The 21761-nt window shown below is 71.7% G+C and carries 18 protein-coding genes; 1 reads left to right on the top strand and 17 read right to left on the bottom strand.

The window, feature by feature from the left end; genetic code table 11:
- Window positions 1–63: 63 nt before the first annotated feature.
- From carB to pyrR, 6 genes are all read right to left on the bottom strand, one after another.
- Window positions 64–3372: a carbamoyl-phosphate synthase large subunit gene (gene carB / locus ACIQ9G_RS27680; RefSeq protein WP_403614617.1), complete on the bottom strand. Its 3309-nt coding sequence runs from the start codon at window positions 3370–3372 to the stop codon at window positions 64–66.
- Entirely contained in the window at window positions 3365–4510 is a 1146-nt protein-coding gene (gene carA, locus ACIQ9G_RS27675) for a glutamine-hydrolyzing carbamoyl-phosphate synthase small subunit (protein WP_403614615.1), read from the bottom strand. The genes carB and carA overlap by 8 nt, the downstream gene beginning before the upstream one ends.
- On the bottom strand, window positions 4507–5100 hold the full coding sequence (locus ACIQ9G_RS27670; protein WP_403614612.1) for a hypothetical protein: 594 nt from the start codon (window positions 5098–5100) through the stop codon (window positions 4507–4509). The genes carA and ACIQ9G_RS27670 overlap by 4 nt, the downstream gene beginning before the upstream one ends.
- Window positions 5097–6383 (bottom strand): dihydroorotase, encoded by a 1287-nt coding sequence (locus tag ACIQ9G_RS27665; protein WP_392193801.1) that lies wholly within the window; start codon window positions 6381–6383, stop codon window positions 5097–5099. Before ACIQ9G_RS27665 ends, ACIQ9G_RS27670 begins: the two co-directional genes overlap by 4 nt.
- Window positions 6384–6388: 5 nt before the next feature.
- Window positions 6389–7369: an aspartate carbamoyltransferase catalytic subunit gene (locus tag ACIQ9G_RS27660; RefSeq protein WP_356185202.1), complete on the bottom strand. Its 981-nt coding sequence runs from the start codon at window positions 7367–7369 to the stop codon at window positions 6389–6391.
- Window positions 7370–7470: 101 nt separating this feature from the next.
- Window positions 7471–8058: a bifunctional pyr operon transcriptional regulator/uracil phosphoribosyltransferase PyrR gene (gene pyrR, locus ACIQ9G_RS27655; RefSeq protein WP_403614608.1), complete on the bottom strand. Its 588-nt coding sequence runs from the start codon at window positions 8056–8058 to the stop codon at window positions 7471–7473.
- 253 nt (window positions 8059–8311) lie between these two features.
- On the opposite strand from pyrR, the gene bldD reads away from it, so the two are divergent.
- The gene (bldD, locus tag ACIQ9G_RS27650) at window positions 8312–8815 is read left to right on the top strand and encodes a transcriptional regulator BldD (protein WP_004990661.1); all 504 of its coding nucleotides are present in this window, start codon (window positions 8312–8314) and stop codon (window positions 8813–8815) included.
- 178 nt (window positions 8816–8993) lie between these two features.
- Here the strand turns inward: bldD and nusB are convergent, their stop codons facing one another.
- From nusB to ACIQ9G_RS27595, 11 genes are all read right to left on the bottom strand, one after another.
- Window positions 8994–9425 (bottom strand): transcription antitermination factor NusB, encoded by a 432-nt coding sequence (gene nusB / locus ACIQ9G_RS27645; protein ID WP_392193799.1) that lies wholly within the window; start codon window positions 9423–9425, stop codon window positions 8994–8996.
- Window positions 9426–9427: 2 nt separating this feature from the next.
- Window positions 9428–9994, bottom strand: a complete 567-nt coding sequence (efp, locus tag ACIQ9G_RS27640) for an elongation factor P (protein ID WP_365649288.1) — start codon at window positions 9992–9994, stop codon at window positions 9428–9430.
- A gap of 56 nt (window positions 9995–10050) precedes the next feature.
- On the bottom strand, window positions 10051–11157 hold the full coding sequence (locus ACIQ9G_RS27635) for an aminopeptidase P family protein (RefSeq protein WP_403614604.1): 1107 nt from the start codon (window positions 11155–11157) through the stop codon (window positions 10051–10053).
- Window positions 11158–11356: 199 nt separating this feature from the next.
- Window positions 11357–12382, bottom strand: coding sequence for a Pro-rich N-terminal domain-containing protein (locus ACIQ9G_RS27630; RefSeq protein ID WP_403614601.1), 1026 nt, complete (start codon window positions 12380–12382; stop codon window positions 11357–11359).
- 164 nt (window positions 12383–12546) lie between these two features.
- Complete coding sequence (gene aroB, locus ACIQ9G_RS27625; RefSeq protein ID WP_403614598.1) at window positions 12547–14193, bottom strand: 3-dehydroquinate synthase; 1647 nt, start codon at window positions 14191–14193, stop codon at window positions 12547–12549.
- A complete protein-coding gene (aroC, locus tag ACIQ9G_RS27620) occupies window positions 14190–15374 on the bottom strand; it encodes a chorismate synthase (protein ID WP_403614596.1) in 1185 nt (394 codons plus the stop codon). The genes aroB and aroC overlap by 4 nt, the downstream gene beginning before the upstream one ends.
- Before the next feature lie 222 nt (window positions 15375–15596).
- On the bottom strand, window positions 15597–16436 hold the full coding sequence (locus ACIQ9G_RS27615) for a shikimate dehydrogenase (protein WP_403614593.1): 840 nt from the start codon (window positions 16434–16436) through the stop codon (window positions 15597–15599).
- Window positions 16417–18129 (bottom strand): endolytic transglycosylase MltG, encoded by a 1713-nt coding sequence (mltG, locus tag ACIQ9G_RS27610; protein WP_403614591.1) that lies wholly within the window; start codon window positions 18127–18129, stop codon window positions 16417–16419. The genes ACIQ9G_RS27615 and mltG overlap by 20 nt, the downstream gene beginning before the upstream one ends.
- A gap of 120 nt (window positions 18130–18249) precedes the next feature.
- Window positions 18250–18714: a Holliday junction resolvase RuvX gene (gene ruvX, locus ACIQ9G_RS27605; RefSeq protein ID WP_403614588.1), complete on the bottom strand. Its 465-nt coding sequence runs from the start codon at window positions 18712–18714 to the stop codon at window positions 18250–18252.
- A gap of 14 nt (window positions 18715–18728) precedes the next feature.
- On the bottom strand, window positions 18729–21401 hold the full coding sequence (alaS, locus tag ACIQ9G_RS27600) for an alanine--tRNA ligase (protein ID WP_403614585.1): 2673 nt from the start codon (window positions 21399–21401) through the stop codon (window positions 18729–18731).
- On the bottom strand, window positions 21401–21754 hold the full coding sequence (locus tag ACIQ9G_RS27595; RefSeq protein WP_403614582.1) for a hypothetical protein: 354 nt from the start codon (window positions 21752–21754) through the stop codon (window positions 21401–21403). The genes alaS and ACIQ9G_RS27595 overlap by 1 nt, the downstream gene beginning before the upstream one ends.
- Window positions 21755–21761: the final 7 nt, after the last annotated feature.

The raw sequence follows: 21761 nt of genomic DNA, 5'->3' as shown, positions 1-21761 counted from the left end.
CCTCATGAAGTGGAGAGCCTCATGAAGAGGGGGACACCGTTTCCGGTGTCCCCCTCGGGGCTGCTAGTCGCGGGCCGCGGTCAGGAGTTCCGCGTGTTCCTGGAGGGAGCGCACGCCGACGTCGCCGTGGTTGAGGGCGTCGATGCCCTGGACCGCGGCGGCGAGCGCCTGGACCGTCGTCAGGCAGGGCACGGAGCGCGCCACCGCCGCCGTACGGATCTCGTAGCCGTCGAGGCGGCCGCCGGTGCCGTACGGGGTGTTGACGATCAGGTCGACCTCGCCGTCGTGGATCAGCTGGACGATGGTCCGCTCGCCGTTCGGGCCGGTGCCCTCGGACTGCTTGCGCACGACCGTGGCGTTGATGCCGTTGCGCTTGAGGACCTCGGCGGTGCCGGAGGTGGCGAGCAGCTCGAAGCCGTGGGCGACGAGTTCGCGGGCCGGGAAGATCATCGAGCGCTTGTCCCGGTTGGCGACCGAGATGAAGGCGCGGCCCTTGGTGGGCAGCGGGCCGTACGCCCCCGCCTGCGACTTGGCGTAGGCCGTGCCGAAGACGGAGTCGATGCCCATGACCTCGCCGGTGGAGCGCATCTCCGGGCCGAGGACCGTGTCGACGCCGCGCCCCTGGATGTCCCGGAAGCGGGACCACGGCATGACCGCCTCCTTGACGGAGATCGGCGCGTCCATGGGCATGGTGCCGCCGTCGCCGTTCCTCGGCAGCAGGCCCTCCTCGCGCAGCTCGGCGACGGTCGCGCCCAGCGAGATCCGGGCGGCGGCCTTCGCCAGCGGCACCGCGGTCGCCTTCGAGGTGAAGGGGACGGTGCGGGAGGCGCGCGGGTTGGCCTCGAGGACGTAGAGGATGTCGCCGACCAGTGCGAACTGGATGTTGATCAGGCCGCGCACGCCGACGCCCTTGGCGATGCCCTCGGTGGAGGCGCGCAGGCGCTTGATGTCGAACCCGCCGAGGGTGATCGGCGGCAGCGCGCACGCCGAGTCGCCGGAGTGGATGCCGGCCTCCTCGATGTGCTCCATCACGCCGCCGAGGTAGAGCTCCTCGCCGTCGTAGAGCGCGTCGACGTCGATCTCTATGGCGTCGTCGAGGAACCGGTCGACGAGCACCGGCCGGGAGGGGCTGATCTCGGTCGACTCGGCGATGTACGACTCCAGGCGGGCCTCGTCGTACACGATCTCCATGCCGCGCCCGCCGAGGACGTACGACGGCCGCACGAGGACCGGGTAACCGATCTCGTCGGCGATGGCCTTGGCCTGGGCGAAGGTGGTGGCGGTGCCGTGCTTGGGGGCGGGCAGGCCGGCCTCCGCGAGGACCCGGCCGAAGGCGCCGCGGTCCTCGGCGGCGTGGATCGCCTCGGGGGACGTGCCGACGATCGGCACGCCGTTGTCCTTGAGCGCCTGCGCGAGGCCCAGCGGGGTCTGGCCGCCGAGCTGGACCACGACGCCGGCGATCGGGCCGGCCTGCTGCTCCGCGTGGACGATCTCCAGCACGTCCTCAAGCGTGAGCGGCTCGAAGTACAGCCGGTCGGAGGTGTCGTAGTCGGTGGAGACGGTCTCCGGGTTGCAGTTGACCATCACGGTCTCGTACCCGGCGTCGGACAGCGCGAAGGAGGCGTGGACGCAGGAGTAGTCGAACTCGATGCCCTGGCCGATGCGGTTCGGGCCGGAGCCCAGGATGATCACCGCGGGCTTCTCGCGGGAGGCCACCTCCGTCTCCTCGTCGTAGGAGGAGTAGAAGTACGGCGTCCGCGCGGCGAACTCGGCGGCGCAGGTGTCGACCGTCTTGTAGACCGGGCGGATGCCGAGCGCGTGCCTGACCTCGCGGACGACGTCCTCGCGCAGGCCGCGGATCTCGCCGATCTGCTGGTCCGAGAAGCCGTGCCGCTTGGCCTCGGCGAGCAGGTCGGCGGTGAGCTCGGGGGCCCCGGCCAGTTCGTCCGCGATCTCCTTGATCAGGAAGAGCTGGTCGACGAACCACGGGTCGATCTTCGTGAAGTCGAAGACCTCCTCCGGGGTGGCGCCCGCGCGGATGGCCCGCATGACCGTGTTGATCCGGCCGTCGGTCGGGCGCACGGCCTCGCGCAGCAGCTCGTCCTTGTCCCCGGCCTCGCCGACGAAGGTGAACTGGCTGCCCTTCTTCTCCAGCGAGCGCAGCGCCTTCTGGAAGGCCTCGGTGAAGTTGCGGCCGATGGCCATGGCCTCGCCGACCGACTTCATGGTCGTGGTCAGCGTGGAGTCGGCCTGCGGGAACTTCTCGAAGGCGAAGCGCGGGGCCTTCACGACCACGTAGTCGAGGGTCGGCTCGAAGGAGGCCGGGGTCTCCCGCGTGATGTCGTTCGGGATCTCGTCGAGGGTGTAGCCGACGGCGAGCTTGGCGGCGATCTTGGCGATCGGGAAGCCGGTCGCCTTGGAGGCGAGGGCCGAGGAGCGCGACACACGCGGGTTCATCTCGATGACGATGACCCGGCCGTCCTCGGGGTTCACCGCGAACTGGATGTTGCAGCCGCCGGTGTCGACGCCGACCTCGCGGATGACCGCGATGCCGACGTCGCGCAGAACCTGGTACTCGCGGTCGGTCAGCGTCATCGCCGGGGCGACGGTGATCGAGTCGCCGGTGTGCACGCCCATCGGGTCGAAGTTCTCGATGGAGCAGACGACCACGACGTTGTCGTGCTTGTCGCGCATCAGCTCCAGCTCGTACTCCTTCCAGCCGAGGATGGACTCCTCCAGGAGCACCTCGGTGGTCGGGGAGAGCGTCAGGCCCTGGCCGGCGATGCGGCGCAGCTCGTCCTCGTCGTGGGCGAAGCCGGAGCCGGCGCCGCCCATGGTGAACGACGGGCGGACGACGACCGGGTAGCCGCCGAGCTCGTCGACGCCGGCCACCACCTCGTCCATGGTGTGGCAGATCACGGAGCGGGCGGACTCGCCGTGGCCGATCTTGCGCCGGACGGCCTCCACGACCTCCTTGAACTGGTCGCGGTCCTCGCCCTTGTGGATGGCCTCGACGTTGGCGCCGATCAGCTCGACGCCGTACTTCTCCAGGACGCCGTTCTCGTGCAGCGAGATCGCCGTGTTGAGGGCCGTCTGGCCGCCCAGGGTGGGCAGCAGGGCGTCGGGGCGCTCCTTGGCGATGATCTTCTCGACGAATTCCGGGGTGATCGGCTCGACGTAGGTGGCGTCGGCGATCTCCGGGTCGGTCATGATCGTCGCCGGGTTGGAGTTGACCAGGACGACCCTCAGGCCCTCGGCCCGCAGGACGCGGCACGCCTGGGTGCCGGAGTAGTCGAACTCGGCGGCCTGGCCGATCACGATCGGGCCGGAGCCGATGACCAGGACGGACTGGATATCGGTGCGCTTAGGCACGCTGGCCCTCCATCAGGGAGACGAAGCGGTCGAACAGGTAGGCGGCGTCGTGCGGGCCCGCTGCCGCTTCGGGGTGGTACTGGACGCTGAAGGCCGGCCGGTCGAGGAGCTGGAGGCCCTCCACCACGTTGTCGTTCAGGCAGACGTGGGAGACCTCGGCGCGGCCGAAGGGGGTGTCGGAGACCCGGTCGGCCGGGGCGTCGACGGCGAAGCCGTGGTTGTGCGCGGTGACCTCGACCTTGCCGGTCGTACGGTCCTGCACCGGCTGGTTGATGCCGCGGTGGCCGTACTTGAGCTTGTAGGTGCCGAAGCCCAGCGCGCGGCCCAGGATCTGGTTGCCGAAGCAGATGCCGAACAGCGGCGTGCCACGCTCCAGGACGCCCCGCATGACGGAGACGGGGTGGTCGGCGGTGGCCGGGTCGCCCGGCCCGTTGGAGAAGAACACGCCGTCGGGGGCGACCGCGTACACGTCCTCGACCGTGGCCGTGGCGGGCAGCACGTGCACCTCGATGCCGCGCTCGGCCATCCGGTGCGGGGTCATGCCCTTGATGCCGAGGTCGATCGCGGCGACGGTGTACTTCTTCTCGCCGATCGCGGGGACGACGTAGGCCTCCTTGGTGGCCACCTCCGCGGACAGGTCGGCGCCCACCATCTCGGGCGCCTGCTGGACGCGGGCCAGCAGCGCGGCGTCGTCGGCGATCGCGTCGCCGCTGAAGATGCCGACGCGCATGGCGCCGCGCTCGCGCAGATGGCGGGTGAGGGCGCGGGTGTCGATGCCGCTGATGCCGACCACGTTCTGCGCGGCGAGTTCCTCGTCCAGGGAGCGCACGGAGCGCCAGTTGGACGGCACGCGCGCGGGGTCGCGCACCACGTAGCCGGAGACCCAGATCCGCTTCGACTCGGGGTCCTCGTCGTTGACGCCGGTGTTGCCGACGTGCGGGGCGGTCATCACGACGACCTGGCGGTGGTACGACGGGTCGGTGAGGGTCTCCTGGTACCCGGTCATGCCGGTGGAGAACACGGCCTCGCCGAACGTCTCCCCCACGGCCCCGTAGGCACGGCCGCGGAAGACCCGGCCGTCCTCCAGGACGAGTACGGCGGGAACCCTTTGTCCGGTTCCCCTGGTGGAGGTGGTCATCGTTCGGCGCCTTCCGTGGTGTTCGTTTCGGTCATGGAGTTGAGTGCGGCGACCCACTCGGCGTGCTCGGCCGCGCGGTCCGAGCGGAACCCGGAGTCGATCAGCCGCTCGCCGTGCGCCCAGGTCACCACCAGCAGGCCGCCCTCGGTGAGGACCTTGCCGGCGATGCCCTTGTCGAGCCGGGCCCCGCGCAGCCGCTCCGCCGGGACGAAGAAGTCCGTCGCCCCGGGGCGTACGACGTCCAGGCCCGCGTCCGTCAGCGTGAGCTCGGCCCGGCTTCGGGTGCCCAGGCCGCGCGCCACGATGCGGTCCAGCCACTGACCGGCGGTGGTGGAGCCGTGGTAGCGCCCGCTCATGGTCAGTCTGGCCTCGCCGGGTTCATCCGGCGCGCCCGGCAGCTCCGGCAGGTCGCCCTGGAGGGTGCCGCGCCACTTCCAGCCCTCGCGCATCAGCCAGTAGACGAGGGCGACGAAGAGGGCGAGACCGACGAGCCAGCCGAGCCGTGCGGCCCAGTCGGTGACCGCGGCCGACTTCCTTTCGGCCGCGAGCCCGCCGGCGAGCCCGGCTGCGAGCAGAGGTGCAGGTGTCACGTGAGCTTCCCGTCGACGAGCGTGGCCTTGCCCCGGAGCCACGTGTGGGTGACACGGCCCGGCAGCTCGCGTCCCTCGTACGGGGTGTTGCGGCTGCGCGAGGCGAAGCCCGCGGGGTCCACCTGCCCACGGTATGCCGTGTCGACGAGCGTGAGGTTGGCGGGCTCACCTGCCGAGACGGGGCGGCCGTGGCCGGTGGCCCGGCCGATCCGGGCGGGCTCGAAGGACATGCGGTCGGCGACGCCCGCCCAGTCCAGCAGGCCGGTGTCGACCATGGTCTCCTGGACCACCGACAGCGCGGTCTCCAGGCCGACCATGCCCATGGCGGCCGCGGCCCACTCGCAGTCCTTGTCCTCGTGCGGGTGCGGGGCGTGGTCGGTGGCGACGATGTCGATCGTGCCGTCGGCGAGCGCCTCGCGCAGGGCGTGCACGTCGCGCTCGGTGCGCAGCGGCGGGTTGACCTTGTAGACCGGGTCGTAGGTGCGCACCAGTTCGTCGGTGAGCAGCAGGTGGTGCGGGGTGACCTCGGCGGTGACGTCGATGCCGCGGGACTTGGCCCAGCGGACGATCTCGACGGACCCGGCGGTCGACAGGTGGCAGATGTGGACCCGGGAGCCGACGTGCTCGGCGAGCAGCACGTCGCGGGCGATGATCGACTCCTCGGCGACGGCCGGCCAGCCGCCGAGGCCCAGCTCGGCGGAGACGACGCCCTCGTTCATCTGGGCGCCCTCGGTCAGCCGCGGCTCCTGCGCGTGCTGGGCGACGACCCCGCCGAAGGCCTTCACGTACTCCAGCGCCCGGCGCATGATCACCGCGTCGTCGACGCACTTGCCGTCGTCGGAGAAGACGGTGACCCCGGCGGCCGACTCGTGCATGGCGCCGAGTTCGGCGAGCTTCCTGCCCTCCAGGCCGACGGTGACGGCGCCGATGGGCTGCACGTCGCAGTAGCCGTGCTCCCGGCCCAGCCGCCAGACCTGCTCGACGACGCCGGCGGTGTCGGCGACCGGGAAGGTGTTGGCCATGGCGAACACGGCGGTGTAGCCGCCGGAGGCGGCCGCCCGCGTACCGGTCAGGACGGTCTCGGAGTCCTCCCGGCCGGGCTCGCGCAGATGGGTGTGCAGGTCGACCAGGCCGGGGAGGAGCACCTTGCCGTCCGCCTCGACGACCTCGGCGCCCTCGGCGCTCAGACCGGTTCCGACCTCTGCGATCGTCTCGCCGTCGATCAGGACGTCCTGCGGGTCGCCGCCGAGCACCTTCGCACCACGGATCAGGATCTTGCTCATCGTCGTTACTTCTCCTCGGTGACGCGGGTGTGGGTGACGGCGGGTTCGTTGCCTCCGAGCAGCAGGTACAGCACGGCCATCCGGATGGAGACGCCGTTGGTGACCTGCTCGACGGCGGTGCAGCGCTCGGAGTCGGCGACCTCGGCGGTGATCTCCATGCCGCGGACCATCGGGCCGGGGTGCATCACGACGGCGTGCTCGGGCAGTTTCGCCATGCGGTCGCCGTCGAGGCCGTAGCGCCGCGAGTACTCGCGCTCGGTCGGGAAGAAGGCGGCGTTCATGCGCTCGCGCTGGACGCGCAGCATCATCACCGCGTCGGACTTGGGAAGGGTGCTGTCGAGGTCGTACGACACCTCGCAGGGCCAGGTCTCGACACCGACCGGGACCAGGGTGGGCGGGGCGACCAGGGTGACCTCGGCGCCGAGGGTGTGCAGCAGGTCGACGTCGGAGCGGGCGACCCGGCTGTGCAGGATGTCGCCGACGATGGTGATCCGCTTGCCGGACAGGTCCTGGCCGATCCCGGCGTCCCGGCCGACCAGGCGGCGGCGCATGGTGAAGGCGTCCAGCAGGGCCTGGGTGGGGTGCTGGTGGGTGCCGTCGCCGGCGTTGATGACGGCGGCGTCGATCCACCCGGAGTTGGCGAGGCGGTAGGGCGCTCCGGAGGCGCCGTGCCGGATGACGACGGCGTCGACGCCCATGGCCTCCAGGGTCTGGGCGGTGTCCTTCAGGGACTCGCCCTTGGACACGCTGGAGCCCTTGGCGGTGAAGTTGATGACGTCCGCGGACAGCCGCTTCTCGGCGGCCTCGAAGGAGATCCGGGTCCGGGTGGAGTCCTCGAAGAAGAGGTTGACGACGGTGCGGCCGCGCAGGGTCGGCAGTTTCTTGATCGGCCGGTCGGCGACCCGGGCCATCTCCTCGGCGGTGTCGAGGATCAGGACGGCGTCGTCGCGGGTGAGGTCGGCGGCCGAGATGAGATGACGCTGCATCTGTCAGGCTCCGTAAGGCAGTTCATTCGGGAGGATTCGGGCACGCGGGCGCGCGGCGGGGCGCAGCCGCGGGGCGTACGCCGGTGACGTACGCCGGAGCGCTATCGCTGCCGCTCGCCCGGGGCGTCCGGCGTGGCGCCGAGCAGCACGGTGTCGCGGCCGTCCTCCTCGGCGAGCTGGACCTTGACCGTCTCCCGCAGCGACGTGGGGAGGTTCTTGCCGACGTAGTCGGCGCGGATGGGCAGTTCGCGGTGGCCGCGGTCGACGAGGACCGCGAGCTGCACCGCTCGGGGGCGCCCGATGTCGTTCAGGGCGTCCAGGGCGGCGCGGATGGTGCGGCCGGAGAAGAGCACGTCGTCGACGAGGACGACCAGCCGGCCGTCGATGCCGTCACCGGGGATCTCGGTGCGGGCCAGCGCGCGCGGCGGGTGCATGCGCAGGTCGTCGCGGTACATGGTGATGTCGAGCGAGCCGCAGGGGACCTTGCGCTCGGTGATCTGCTCGAGCTTGGCGGCGAGCCGCTGGGCGAGGAAGACGCCCCGGGTCGGAATGCCGAGGAGCACCACGTCGTCGGCGCCCTTGGCGCGCTCGACGATCTCGTGGGCGATGCGGGTCAGTACCCGGGCGATGTCGGGCCCTTCGAGGACGGGCCTCGCGTCGGACGCTGGAGTGTGAGCGTTCGTGTCCATACGAAACGGACCTCCTTCTCCGCCTCACGGGACGGACCTTAAAGGACGTCGGATTTGCGCCACCAACGGTAGCAGGCCCGGGAGAGTGCCCTCATCACCCCCCTGGCCCTGCCGGACTCCACCGGAACGGAAGAGGCGTCCGGACCGTTCGGCTTGACGCGGCAGAGTAACGCTGCGTAACCTCACAGTGAGTTACCAGCCGCGCGGCCTGGAAGCCAAGCCAGTCGCGTCGACACAGTGTCCGGGGAGCCATATGTCCAGCGAATACGCCAAACAGCTCGGGGCCAAGCTCCGGGCGATCCGCACCCAGCAGGGCCTTTCCCTCCACGGTGTCGAGGAGAAGAGCCAGGGACGCTGGAAGGCGGTCGTGGTCGGTTCTTACGAACGCGGCGACCGCGCCGTGACCGTGCAGCGCCTCGCCGAGCTGGCGGACTTCTACGGAGTCCCCGTGCAGGAGCTGCTGCCGGGCACCACCCCGGGCGGCGCCGCCGAGCCCCCGCCGAAGCTGGTCCTGGACCTGGAGCGGCTGGCCACGGTGCCGGCCGAGAAGGCGGGCCCGCTGCAGCGCTACGCGGCGACGATCCAGTCCCAGCGCGGTGACTACAACGGCAAGGTGCTCTCGATCCGCCAGGACGACCTGCGCACACTCGCCGTCATCTACGACCAGTCGCCCTCGGTCCTCACCGAGCAGCTGATCAGCTGGGGCGTGCTGGACGCGGACGCGCGCCGCGCCGTGGCGTCCCACGAGGAGAGCTGAGCCGCAAGGACCACCGCAGAAACGTGCCGCCGGGGTGGCCGGAACTTCATGGTTCCGGCCACCCCGGCGGCGTTCTGCGGCCCTGCCCGGGGCTCGGGGCACGGGAACACGCCGGAGGGCCCGCAGCGTCACCGCTGCGGGCCCTCCGGCACGTCCGGCGCCTCTCGCACCCCGCTTCTCACGCCTCGCGGCGCAGCGAGGGCTTGAGGTCCTTCAGGCGGCCGAGCAGCCCGTTGACGAAGGAGGGCGACTCGTCGGTGGAGAACTCCTTCGCGAGCTGCACCATCTCGTCCAGCACGACGGCGTCGGGGGTCTCGTCGACCCAGATCAGCTCGTACGCGCCGAGGCGCAGCAGGTTGCGGTCGACGACCGGCATCCGGTCCAGCGTCCAGCCGACCGCGTACTGCGCGATCAGCTCGTCGATCCGCCTCGCGTGCTCGGCGTACCCCTCGACCAGCTGCATCGTGTACTCGCTCACCGGCGGCTGCCGGGTGTCGGAGCGGGCGTGCCGGATCCAGTCCGCGAGCACGGTCAGGACGTCGGTGCCGCGCTGGTCGCCCTCGAAGAGGATCTGGAAGGCGCGCTTGCGGGCCGTGTTGCGGGCAGCCACGGTTAGCTGTTCACCCGGCCGAGGTAGTCGCTGGTACGGGTGTCGACCTTGATCTTCTCACCGGTGGTGATGAAGAGCGGGACCTGGATCTGGTGGCCCGTCTCCAGCGTGGCGGGCTTGGTGCCGCCGGTGGAGCGGTCGCCCTGGACGCCGGGCTCGGTCTCGGCGATGGTCAGCTCGACGGCGGCCGGGAGCTCCACGAAGAGCACCTCGCCCTCGTGCTGGGCGACGGTCGCGGTGAAGCCCTCGACCAGGAAGTTCGCGGCGTCGCCGACGGCCTTCCGGTCGATGTGCAGCTGGTCGTAGGTCTCCATGTCCATGAAGACGAAGTAGTCGCCGTCCATGTAGGAGAACTGCATGTCGCGCTTGTCGACGGTGGCCGTTTCGACCTTGACGCCGGCGTTGAAGGTCTTGTCGACCACCTTGCCGGACAGCACGTTCTTGAGCTTGGTGCGCACGAAGGCGGGGCCCTTGCCGGGCTTGACGTGCTGGAACTCGACGACGGACCAGAGCTGGCCGCCTTCGAGCTTGAGCACCATGCCGTTCTTGAGGTCGTTCGTGGAAGCCACGGTTGCGGAATCTCCTGGACTGACGTACGACCCGGGGGCAGGCGCACAGCGCGAGGCTAGAGCGCGAGCAGCTCCTTGGTCGTGATGGTGAGTAGCTCGGGTCCGCCGTCCGCCTCGGGGCGTACGACGAGCGTGTCATCGATCCGGACACCGCCCCGGCCCGGGAGGTGGACCCCCGGTTCGACGGTGACCGGCACGCAAGCGTCCAGTTTACCCATGGCCGCGGGAGCCAACTGCGGGTCCTCGTCGAATTCGAGCCCGACGCCGTGTCCCATGAGGGGTTGCAGGCCCTCGCCGTACCCGGCGCAGTCCAGGACCTGGCGTGCGGCACGGTCGACGTCGCGGTAGCCGGCGCCGGGGGCCAGGGCCTCCCGGCCGGCGCGCTGGGCGGCGAAGACCAGGTCGTAGAGCTGGATCTGCCAGTCCGCGGGGGACGTGCCGATGACGAAGGTACGGCCGATCTCGCAGCGGTAGCCGCGGTAGGCCGCGCCCAGGCACACGGAGAGGAAGTCGCCCTCCTCCACCCGCCGGTCGGTGGGCCGGTGGCCGCGGCGACCGGAGTTCGGGCCGGTGGCGACCGAGGTCGGGAAGGCGGGGCCGTCCGCCCCGTGGTCGACGAGCCGCCGCTCCAGTTCCAGCGCGAGATGGCGCTCGGTGCGGCCGACGAGGATGGACTCCAGCAGCTCGCCGAGGGCCTGGTCGGCGATCTCGGCGCCGATCCTCAGACAGGAGATCTCCTCCTCGTCCTTGACGACCCTGAGCTGTTCGACCGCGTGGCCCAGGTCGGCGAGGCGGAGCCGGGGTACCACCGAGGCGAGGGCGCGGTGCCGGGCCACGGTGAGGTGGTGCTCCTCGACGGCCAGGGAGTCGGCGCCCTGGCCCTCGGCGAGGTCTGCGGCGGCGACGGCCGCATCGGCGCCCGGGCGGGGCAGGACCTGCACACGCAGCGCCTCGTCCGGCCGTCCCTCGTAGGGCCGGTCCTCCGGTGGGCTCGTGCACACCAGCAGGTCCTCGCGCTTTCCGAGGAGCAGGACGGCACACCGCGGGGCCGCGCCCGCGAGGTACCGCACATTGGCGGGACGAGTCACCAACGCCGCCGCGCTGCCGCCCGCGTTGCAGCGCTCCCGTAGCCGGGTCCGGCGGGCCGCGTACACCTCTGACATGAACCGAGCGTAAGAGCGCGCGCCGGATGTCGCCGGTCGGGAGGGCCGAGTGGGCGGTGAGGAGGCGGCGCGCACGCGCCCGGAGGGGGCGCCGGAGGGTGGTCCTGCCGCAGGTGGGAGCGGCTGCGCCGACGCTGCGGTCCGCACCTCCCGGCCTGTCGCCCGTCCCACCCTCCCGCCGGGACCGGTCAGGGCGTGGTCACCACTGCGGGGGGCTGGCGATGGCGCGGGACAGGACCTCGTCGAGGACCTGGGCGGTGGCCGGGACGTCGAGCTGGGAGTTGTCGATGATCGGGAGGCCCGAGCCGTACCAGCCGGCCATGCGGCCGTGGATGCGGGCGACCTCCTCGTCGGTGAGGCGGCGGTTGCCGGTGCGCTCGGCGTTCCGCTCCAGGACGACGTCCAGGCCGGGCAGGAGCACGACCGGGAGCAGTCCGGGACCGACGTGCCGCTTCCAGCCGCCGAGCCCGACGACCGGGCGGTCGGGGAAGACCGCGTCGTCGAGGATGCAGGAGATGCCGTTGGCGAGGAAGTTGCGCGCGGCGAAGCCGCAGGTGCGGCGGGCCAGGCGGTACTGCGCCTCGGAGTTGTCGTTCCAGCCGGACTGGGGGTCGGCGAAGCCCGAGCGGACCCATTCGCGTACGTCGTCGAGGCTGATGTGGGCGGTGGGGACCCGGCGGTGGTCCGCCCAGTACTTGGCCACGCTCGTCTTGCCCGCGCCGGCCGGTCCGATCAGCAGCACCGCGAGGGTGGTGCCGGACGGGTCGGGCACGGCCTGGGCGGCCGGGGCGCTCGGCATGGCGACCGGGCCGCCCGGGGGCAGCCGCACATGGCCGGTGGTGTCCGGAGCCGGGACGGGCGGTCCGGAGACGGACTGCGGCGCCGCCGGCGGAACCGGGACGGGCTGCTGCGGAACACCCGGCGGAACCGGAACGCCCTGCTGCGGCGCACCCTGCGGGACCGGAGCGGGCTGCCGCGGCCCGGCGGGCGGGGCCGGGACCGGGGCGGGCTGGGGCGCGGGCTGCGGCGGAACCACCGGCTGGGGCGCGTGCGACGCCGGGGCGGCGCCCGGGTAGCCCGGTGGGGGCGGGGGCACGGGGGCGGAGCCCCGGTGCCCGCCCGCGTGGTGCGGACCCGGCTGGTGTGCGGCCGACGACCAGCCGGCGGCCGGTCCGTGCCCCGGCTGGTGGGGCGGCGGCAGCGGATTCCCCACTGCGTGCTGCATCCGGTGCCACTCCGTCTCGTACAAGGCAATGAGCGCTGGCAGCGGGGCGGGCCCGCCGTGCTACCGAACGGTACCGTCCCCGGCCGTCGCATGGTGAACGGCCGGGGACGGTCCGAAGTGCCCGGCGCCGCAGGCGAAACGGATGGACCGGAGCGAGGCGGGACTTACTGCCCGACCTCTCCGTACGCGGCGAGCAGCACCGCCGGGTCCGGCCCCTCCAGGACGGTCGGCTTGGCGAGCCCGTCGAGGACGATGAAGCGCAACAGGTCGCCGCGGGACTTCTTGTCCACCTTCATGGCCTCCAGCAGCTTGGGCCACTGGTCGTAGCGGTAGTGCAGCGGCAGCCCGACGGACTCCAGGACGGTGCGGTGACGGTCGGCGGTCGCGTCGTCCAACCGGCCCGCGAGACGGCCGAGTTCGGCGGCGAAGAGCATGCCGACCGCCACGGCCGCGCCGTGCCGCCACTTGTAGCGCTCGTTCTTCTCGATGGCGTGGCCGAGGGTGTGCCCGTAGTTGAGGATCTCCCTGAGGCCCGACTCCTTCAGGTCCGCGGAGACGACGTCCGTCTTGACCCTGATGGAGCGTTCGATCAGCTCGGCGGTGTGCGGGCCCGCCGGGGTGCGCGCCGCCTCCGGGTCGGACTCGATGAGGTCGAGGATCACCGGGTCGGCGATGAAACCGGCCTTGATGACCTCCGCGAGACCGGAGACATAGTCGTTGACCGGGAGCGAGTCGAGGGCCGCCAGGTCGCACAGCACTCCGGCCGGCGGGTGGAAGGCGCCCACCAGGTTCTTGCCCTCGGCGGTGTTGATGCCGGTCTTGCCGCCGACCGCCGCGTCCACCATGGCGAGCACGGTGGTCGGAACGGCGATCCAGCGCACCCCGCGCAGCCAGGTCGCGGCCACGAAACCGGCGAGGTCGGTGGTGGCGCCGCCGCCCACGCCGACGATGACGTCGGTGCGGGTGAAGCCGGACTGGCCGAGCGCCTTCCAGCAGTAGGCGGCGACCTCGGCGGTCTTGGCCTCCTCGGCGTTCGGCACCTGGATGGCGACGGCCTGGTAGCCCTGCGCGGCCAGGTCGGCGCGGAGCGCGTCACCGGTCTCGGCGAGCGCCTCGGGGTGGATCACCGCGACACGCTTGGCCTTCGGCCCGACCAACCCGCCCAGCTCGCCGAGGAGTTGCCGGCCGACCAGCACCTCGTACGGGTCCGTGCCCGCCGTGCCGGCCACCTGAATCCTTGTCACCTGGTCTGCCACGACGTCCTCCGGCCGGGGGTCCGGGGTGTGTCCCCCGGGGAATGCGGTCTTCAACTCCAGTGCGTCCAGGGCGGCTCGGGTGACCTCCTCGGGCGTACGCCCGTCGGTGGGCACGACCGCCGTGGCGACCTCCTCGTAGAGGTGCCGGCGGGCCTCCATCAGCTCGCGCCACTGCTTGCGCGGGTTGACGGCGAGCAGCGGGCGGGCCGCGTTGAGTCCCGTACGCCTGACCGCTTCCTCGACGTCCATCGACAGGTAGACCACGCGGTGGCCGGCCAGCAGCGCCCGGGTGTCCGCGTCGAGGATCGCGCCGCCACCGAGGGCGAGGACGCCGTCGTGCCCGGCGAGCGCCGTGTGCACCGCGCGCTTCTCGACGGCGCGGAAGACCGGCTCGCCCTCGTCGACGAAGATCTCCGCGACGGTCCGGCCCTCGGCGGCGACGATGTCGTCGTCGGTGTCCCGGTAGCCGACGCCGAGGCGCTCGGCGAGCATCCGGCCGACGGTGGACTTGCCCACGCCCATCGGCCCGACCAGGACGACCAGGGGCGCGCTCATCGGATGGGGAGGTGGTCGAGGTACGACCGGACGTTGCGGCGGGTCTCGGCCACGCTGTCGCCGCCGAACTTCTCCGCCACGGCGTCCGCCAGGACGAGCGCGACCATGGCCTCCGCGACGATGCCGGCCGCGGGGACCGCGCACACGTCGGAGCGCTGGTGGTGGGCCTGCGCCGGCTCGCCGGTGCTGACGTCGACGGTCCGCAGCGCCCGCGGCACGGTGGCGATCGGCTTCATGGCGGCGCGCACGCGCAGCAGCTCGCCGGTGGTCAGCCCGCCCTCGGTGCCGCCGGAGCGGCCGGTGGCCCGCCGGATGCCCTCGTCCGTGGTGACGATCTCGTCGTGCGCCTTGGAGCCGGGCACCCGGGCCAGCTCGAAGCCGTCACCGACCTCGACGCCCTTGATGGCCTGGATGCCCATGAGGGCGGCGGCGAGGCGCGCGTCCAGACGGCGGTCCCAGTGCACGTGCGAGCCGAGGCCGACCGGCACGCCGTACGCCAGGACCTCGACGACCCCGCCGAGGGTGTCGCCGTCCTTGTGGGCCTGGTCGATCTCGGCCACCATCGCCTTCGAGGCGTCGGCGTCCAGGCAGCGCACCGGATCGGCGTCCAGGCGCTCGACGTCGGCCGGGGTCGGGTGGACGCCGTAGGGCGCCTTGGCCGCGGCCAGCTCGACGACGTGGGAGACGATCTCGATGCCGGCCGTCTCCTTCAGGTACGACCGGGCCACCGCGCCGAGCGCGACCCGCGCGGCCGTCTCACGGGCGGAGGCGCGTTCCAGGATCGGACGGGCCTCGTCGAAGCCGTACTTCTGCATACCGGCCAGGTCGGCGTGGCCGGGGCGGGGGCGGGTCAGCGGGGCGTTGCGCGCGAGTTCGGCCAGCTCCGCCGGGTCGACCGGGTCGGCGGCCATGACCTTGTCCCACTTGGGCCACTCGGTGTTGCCCACCATGATCGCGACCGGGGAGCCGAGGGTGAGGCCGTGCCGGACACCGCCGAGGAAGGTGACCTCGTCCCGCTCGAACTTCATCCGCGCACCGCGGCCATAGCCGAGCCGCCGCCGCGCGAGGTGGTCCGCCACCATGTCGGTGGTGATCGGCACGCCGGCGGGAAGGCCCTCCAGCGTCGCGACGAGTGCGGGACCGTGGGACTCCCCCGCGGTCAGCCAACGCAGCCTGCTCAACGGTGCTCCTCAGTGCTCGCGCCCTGGTACTGCCCTGCGTACGCGTGTCCTCGCGTACGGCGACGGCGCGGCCGGGTGCGCGGCTCCGGCCCGCCACCTCCGATCCTCCCACGTCCCGGGGCACGAACCGGTCGTCGGTCCAGGAAGCGGACGCGTCCGTGGAGCGGGCTCCCGGGGGCGCGGCCCCGCACCGGTCTCCCGGCCGGTCCGCGCGGAGGGCCGTCAGCGTTCCGACAGGGCCTTCTCGCCCGCCGCGCGCAGGGCGTCCAGCGGGACCGGGGAGCGGCCGGTCATCAGCTCCACCTGCAGCACCGCCTGGTGCACCAGCAGGTCCAGGCCGCTGATCACGGCGCCGCCGGCCAGGGACCAGCGGGCCGCCAGGGCGGTCGGCCAGGGCTCGTACAGCACGTCGAAGAGGACGGCGGGCCGCTCCGGCACGGCGGTGGCGAGCGCGTCCGTGGTCCCGGCCGGGGTGGTGGCGACGACCAGGGGTGCGCGCAGCGCCTCGGCCGCGTCCGCCCAGTCGGCGGTGCGGACCTCGACGTCCAGCCGCTCGCCCCACTGCCGCATCTCGGCGGCCCGCGCCTCGCTGCGGACGTAGGAGGTGACCTCGCCGGTGCAGACGCGGGCGAGGGCGGCCAGCGCGGAGGAGGCGGTGGCTCCGGCGCCGAGGACCGCCGCCGAGTCGACCTGCTCGATGCCGCGCTCGCGCAGGGCGGCGACCATGCCGGGGATGTCGGTGTTGTCGCCGACCCGGCGGCCGTCCTCGGTGAACACGACGGTGTTGACCGCCTCGACCGAGGCCGCCGTCTCGCTGATCTCGTCGAGCAGCGGGATGACCGCCCGCTTGAGCGGCATGGTCAGCGACAGCCCCGCCCACTCCGGACCGAGGCCCTCGAAGAACGCGGGCAGCCCGGCCTCGTCGACCTCGAACCGGTCGTACGACCAGCCGGTGAGCCCCAGTTCGCCGTAGGCGGCACGGTGCAGCACCGGCGAGAGGGAGTGGCCGATGGGCGAACCGAGCACGGCGGCCCGGCGGGCGTCAGTGGCCCGAGCTGGCATTGAACTTGTCCTTGAGCTTCTGGAACTCGGCGTAGGTGCGGGCGAACTCGGTCTTGTTCATGCCGTCGGTCGCCACGAAGTAGATCCAGCCGTCACCGGTCGGATTGAGTGCCGCCTTCAGCGCGTCGTCGCCGGGATTGCCGATCGGCCCGGGCGGCAGACCCTTGTTGGTGTACGTGTTGTACGGGCTGGTGTTGCTGTTGATCTCCTTCTCGCTGATATGGATGTTGCTCTCGCCCTTGAGGTAGTTGAAGGTCGAGTCGAACTGCAGCAGCTGGTTGGTCTCGGTGTTGGTGGGCTTGAGGCGGTTGTAGACCACCTCCGCCATCTTGCGGAAGTCGTCGTGGGTCTTGCCCTCGGCCTGGACGAGGCTCGCGACCGTGACGAGCTGGAGCGGGTTCTGCAGGTTGAGCGCCTTGGCCTTCGCGGCGAGGTCGACCTGGCCGTAGGCGCCCCTGGCCTCGCTCACCATCTCCTTGAGCACCGCTTCCGGCTTCATGCCCTTGGCGGCGGGATAGGTGCCCGGGTAGAGGAAGCCCTCCAGCGGGTCGAGGATCCTGGAGTTGCTGTTCGCCCAGCTCGGCAGGCCGAGGGTCTTGTACTGCTTCGCGGCGGTCTTCTTCGTGGTGCCGGCGGACAGCTCGAGCTGCTTGTCGATCGCCGCGTAGACCTGGGCGTTCCGGTCGCCAGGCCTGACCAGCACATTGCTCTGGCTCTTGGGGTCGAGCATCAGCTCGACCGCGCTCGCCGCGGACATCTGCTTCTTCAGCAGATAGGCGCCCGCCTGGATCTGCTTGCCCCGGGGGTTCTGCGACTGGGCGGCCACGAAGGCGTCGACGCTCTTGACGACGCCGGCCTCCTTGAGCGCGCGGCCGATGTCGTTGCCGAGGGCGCCCTTGGGGATCTCGACGGTCACCATCTCGCCGGTGCCGTCGCCCGCGTAGTCCGGGGCCGCGCCGAAACGATTTTGGTAGAAGGTGTAGCCGAAGTAGCCGACCCCGGCCACGCCGCCACCGAACACCAGCACGACCACCAGGCAGGCGCAGCCGTTGCGGCGCTTCTTGCCCTTGCCGCCCTTGCCCTTGCCCTTGTCCCCCCGGCCCCGGCGCCCCCGGTCGTCGGTGGAGTCCGCGGCGAGGTCGTCGTCATCGTCGCCGCCGCCCGTGAAGAACGGGTGCTCCTCCGGGCCCTGGTCCGCCTCGGGGTCCCAGTCCGGCCGCGGCTCGGGCTCGGCGCGCCTGCGGCTCGGCGGCTCCGGCGGGGGGTACGCGCCGGGGGTGGCGTAGAAGTCGGGCTGCTCACCCTCGTAGGACGCGGCCTGCTGTCCGTAGGGGTCGGCCGGGTCGGCGGGGTACGGGACGTGCGGCTGCCCGCCGGTCTCGCCCGGGTAGGGGACCTGCGGCTGCGCACCGGTGCCGTCCCAGCCGCCCTGCTGGTACTGCGGATGGCCGGCGTAGGTCTGGTGCCCCTGGTCGCCGTACTGCTGCTGCGGGTACTGGCCGCCGTAGCCGCCCTGCTCGTGGCCCTGGCTCCAGTCGCCGTACTGCGGCTGCTGCGGATGCTGCTGCGGCCGGCCGCCGTAGGGGGACTGCCGGCCGTCGTGGGCCTGCTGTCCTCCCCATCCGCCGTCCCCGTACAACGGGTCCTCCGGATGCCACGGTTCGGAGCCTGGGCCCCGGCCATACTCAGTCATCGATCCCCTAGAGCCGCGAGACGGCGGTCACACGGCCCTGGGCCCGGTTCCCGTTCCGCCTCTCCTGTGCGTCGGCTGTTCGAACACCGGCGCATCGCGCGGAACGTTACCGTATCGCGATCAGATGACCACTTCGACGCCCTCGCCGGGTGCTTTCCCTGACACCCGTTCGGATTCCAGGGCCTGCTGGAGAATGACGACGGCGGCCGCCTGGTCGATCACCGAACGGCCCTTCCTGGACTTCACGCCCGATGCGCGCAGCCCCTGACTGGCTGTCACGGTCGTCATCCGCTCGTCGACGAGTCTGACCGGTACCGGCGCGATCATGCGCGCCAGGTCCTGGACGAATCCGCGGACCTTCACGGCGGCCGGGCCCTCCCCCCCCTTGAGAGAGCGAGGGAGACCGACGACGACCTCGATCGGCTCGTACTCCTCGACGAGCTGCCTCAGACGGCGCTGAGCAGCCGGGACGTCACGGCCGGGGACCGTCTCCACCGGGGTGGCGAGGATCCCGTCGGGGTCGCAGGAGGCGACCCCGATACGGGCGTCCCCGACGTCGATCGCGAGCCGGCGTCCTCTTCTCATCTCTTGACCGTTTCTTACTTGGCGGTCTCGGCGACCATGCGCTCCACGGCCTCGACGGCCTCGCCGAGCGCGGCCGGGTTCTGGCCGCCGCCCTGGGCGACGTCCGGCTTGCCGCCACCGCCGCCGCCGAGCGTCTTGGCGGCCGTGCGGACCAGGTCGCCGGCCTTCAGACCGCGGTCGCGGGCCGCGTCGTTGGTGGCGATGACGGTCAGCGGCTTGCCGTTGTTCACCGTGAACAGGGCGACCACGGCGGCCCGGCCGCCCTGGATGCGGCCGCGCACGTCGAGGACCAGCCTGCGCAGGTCGTCCGGCGTGGTGCCGTCCGGGACCTGCCCGGTGACCACGGCGACCCCGCGGACGTCCTTGGCGGACTCGGCGAGACCGGCGGCGGCCTGCAGCACCTTCTCGGCGCGGAACTTCTCGATCTCCTTCTCGGCGTCCTTCAGCTTCCCGAGCATGCCGGCGACCTTCTCCGGCAGCTGCTCCGGGCGGCCCTTGAGCAGCTCGGTGAGCTGGTTGACGACCGTGTGCTCGCGGGCGAGGAAGGAGTAGGCGTCGACACCGACGAGGGCCTCGATACGGCGCACACCGGAGCCGATGGAGGACTCGCCGAGCAGCTTCACCAGACCGAGCTGGGCGGTGTTGTGGACGTGCGTGCCGCCGCACAGCTCCTTGGAGAAGTCGCCGATGGTGACCACGCGAACGCGCTCGCCGTACTTCTCGCCGAACTCGGCGATGGCGCCCTGCTTCCTGGCGTCGTCGATGCCCATGACCTCGGCGTGCACGTCGAGGTCGCGGGCGAGCACCTCGTTGATCTTCTGCTCGACGTCGGTCATCACGGCCGTCGGAACGGCGGACGGCGAGCCGAAGTCGAAGCGGAAGCGGCCGGGCTGGTTCTCGGAACCGGCCTGGGCTGCCGTCGGGCCGAGCGCGTCGCGCAGGGCCTGGTGGGTGAGGTGCGTGGCCGAGTGGGCGCGGGCGATGGACTTGCGGCGGCGGGCGTCGATCGAGGCGTGGGCCCGGGCGCCGACGGTGATCTCGCCGACCTGGACCACGCCCTTGTGGACGTACACGCCCGGCACCGGCTTCTGGGTGTCGCGGACCTCGACGACGGCACCGGAGTCGGTCCTGATGCGGCCGGTGTCGCCGATCTGGCCGCCGCCCTCGGCGTAGAACGGGGTGCGGTCCAGGACGACCTCGACCTCGTCACCCTCGGAGGCGGCCGGGGAGGAGACGCCGTCGACCAGCAGGCCGACGACCGTGGTCTCGGACTCGGTGTCGGTGTAGCCGGTGAAGTCGGTGGCGCCGGCCGAGTCGGCGATCTCGCGGTAGGCGCCGAGGTCGGCGTGGCCGGTCTTCTTGGCCCGGGCGTCGGCCTTGGCGCGCTCCCGCTGCTCCTTCATCAGGCGGCGGAAGCCGTCCTCGTCCACGGAGAGCCCCTGCTCGGCGGCCATCTCCAGGGTGAGGTCGATCGGGAAGCCCCAGGTGTCGTGGAGCAGGAAGGCCTTGTCGCCGGACAGCACGGAGGAGCCGGAGGCCTTGGTCTCGGTCACGGCGGTGTCGAGGATGTTGGTGCCGGCCTTGAGCGTCTTGAGGAAGGCGTTCTCCTCGGCGAGGGCGACCTTCTCGATCCGCTCGCGGTCGGTGACCAGCTCCGGGTACTGCTGCCCCATCATGCCGATGACGACGTCGATGAGGTCCTTGACGACCGGGCCGGTGGCGCCGAGCAGGCGCATGTTGCGGATGGCGCGGCGCATGATGCGGCGCAGCACGTAGCCGCGGCCCTCGTTGCCGGGGGTGACGCCGTCGCCGATGAGCATGGTGGCGGTGCGCATGTGGTCGGTGACCACGCGCAGGGACACGTCCGAGGCGTGGGCGTCGCCGTAGGCCACGCCGGTCAGCTCGGTGGCCTTGTTGATCACGGCCATGGAGGTGTCGATCTCGTACATGTTCTGCACGCCCTGCAGAATCATGGCGAGCCGCTCCAGGCCGAGGCCCGTGTCGATGTTCTTGCTCGGCAGTTCGCCGAGGATCTCGAAGTTGTCCTTGCCGGTGCCCTCGCCCCGCTCGAACTGCATGAAGACGAGGTTCCAGATCTCCACGTACCGCTCGTCGTTGACGGCGGGGCCGCCCTCGACGCCGAACTCGGGGCCGCGGTCGTAGTTGATCTCGGAGCAGGGGCCGCAGGGTCCGGGGACGCCCATGGACCAGTAGTTGTCCTTCATGCCCAGGCGCTGGATGCGCTCCTTGGGCACGCCGACGACCTCGTGCCAGATGCGCTCGGCCTCGTCGTCGTCCTTGTAGACGGTGATCCACAGGCGCTCGGGGTCGAGGCCGTAACCGCCCTTGTCCTGGGGCGCGGTGAGCAGCTCCCAGGCGAGCTTGATGGCGCCTTCCTTGAAGTAGTCGCCGAAGGAGAAGTTGCCGCACATCTGGAAGAAGGTGCCGTGCCGCGTGGTCTTGCCGACCTCTTCGATGTCGGGCGTGCGCACGCACTTCTGCACGCTGGTGGCACGCGGGAACGGCGGCTTGACCTCACCCAGGAAGTAGGGCTTGAAGGGCACCATGCCGGCCGGGACGAGGAGCAGAGTCGGGTCGTCCGCGATGAGCGACGCCGAAGGGACGACGGTGTGCCCGCGCTCCTCGAAGAAGCTCAGCCAGCGGCGGCGGATCTCAGCCGACTCCATCAGTGGTCCTCATTCCGGTTGTACGAATGCGTCTGGTACGTCGAACCCTCGACGTACTTCGGGTGGTTGCGGTTCTCGATGGCGGGGTGGCGCCGGGGGGCGGGGAGTTCGGGGTCCGCGTTGATGCCCAGCGCGTCGCCGAGTTCGGCCTCCCGCCGGGCCATGTTCTCGCGGACGTCGACGGCGAACCCCACCGCTCGGTCCTTGAGCCGGTGGCCCGCCTCGATGGCCCGGTTCGCCGCGGCCGCGGCGAGGTTCTCGGGGGTGAGCTGCCTGAGCTTGCGGTTGACCTTGGTGGTGGCCCACACTCCGGCGGCGACACCGGTGGTGAACCAGAACGTACGGCGGAACATCGCTAGT

The sequence above is a fragment of the Streptomyces sp. NPDC096152 genome (assembly GCF_044763235.1).
GTDB lineage: Bacteria > Actinomycetota > Actinomycetes > Streptomycetales > Streptomycetaceae > Streptomyces.
The sequence above is the reverse complement of the archived record's forward strand: the minus strand, read 5'-3'. Positions and strand labels throughout refer to the sequence as shown.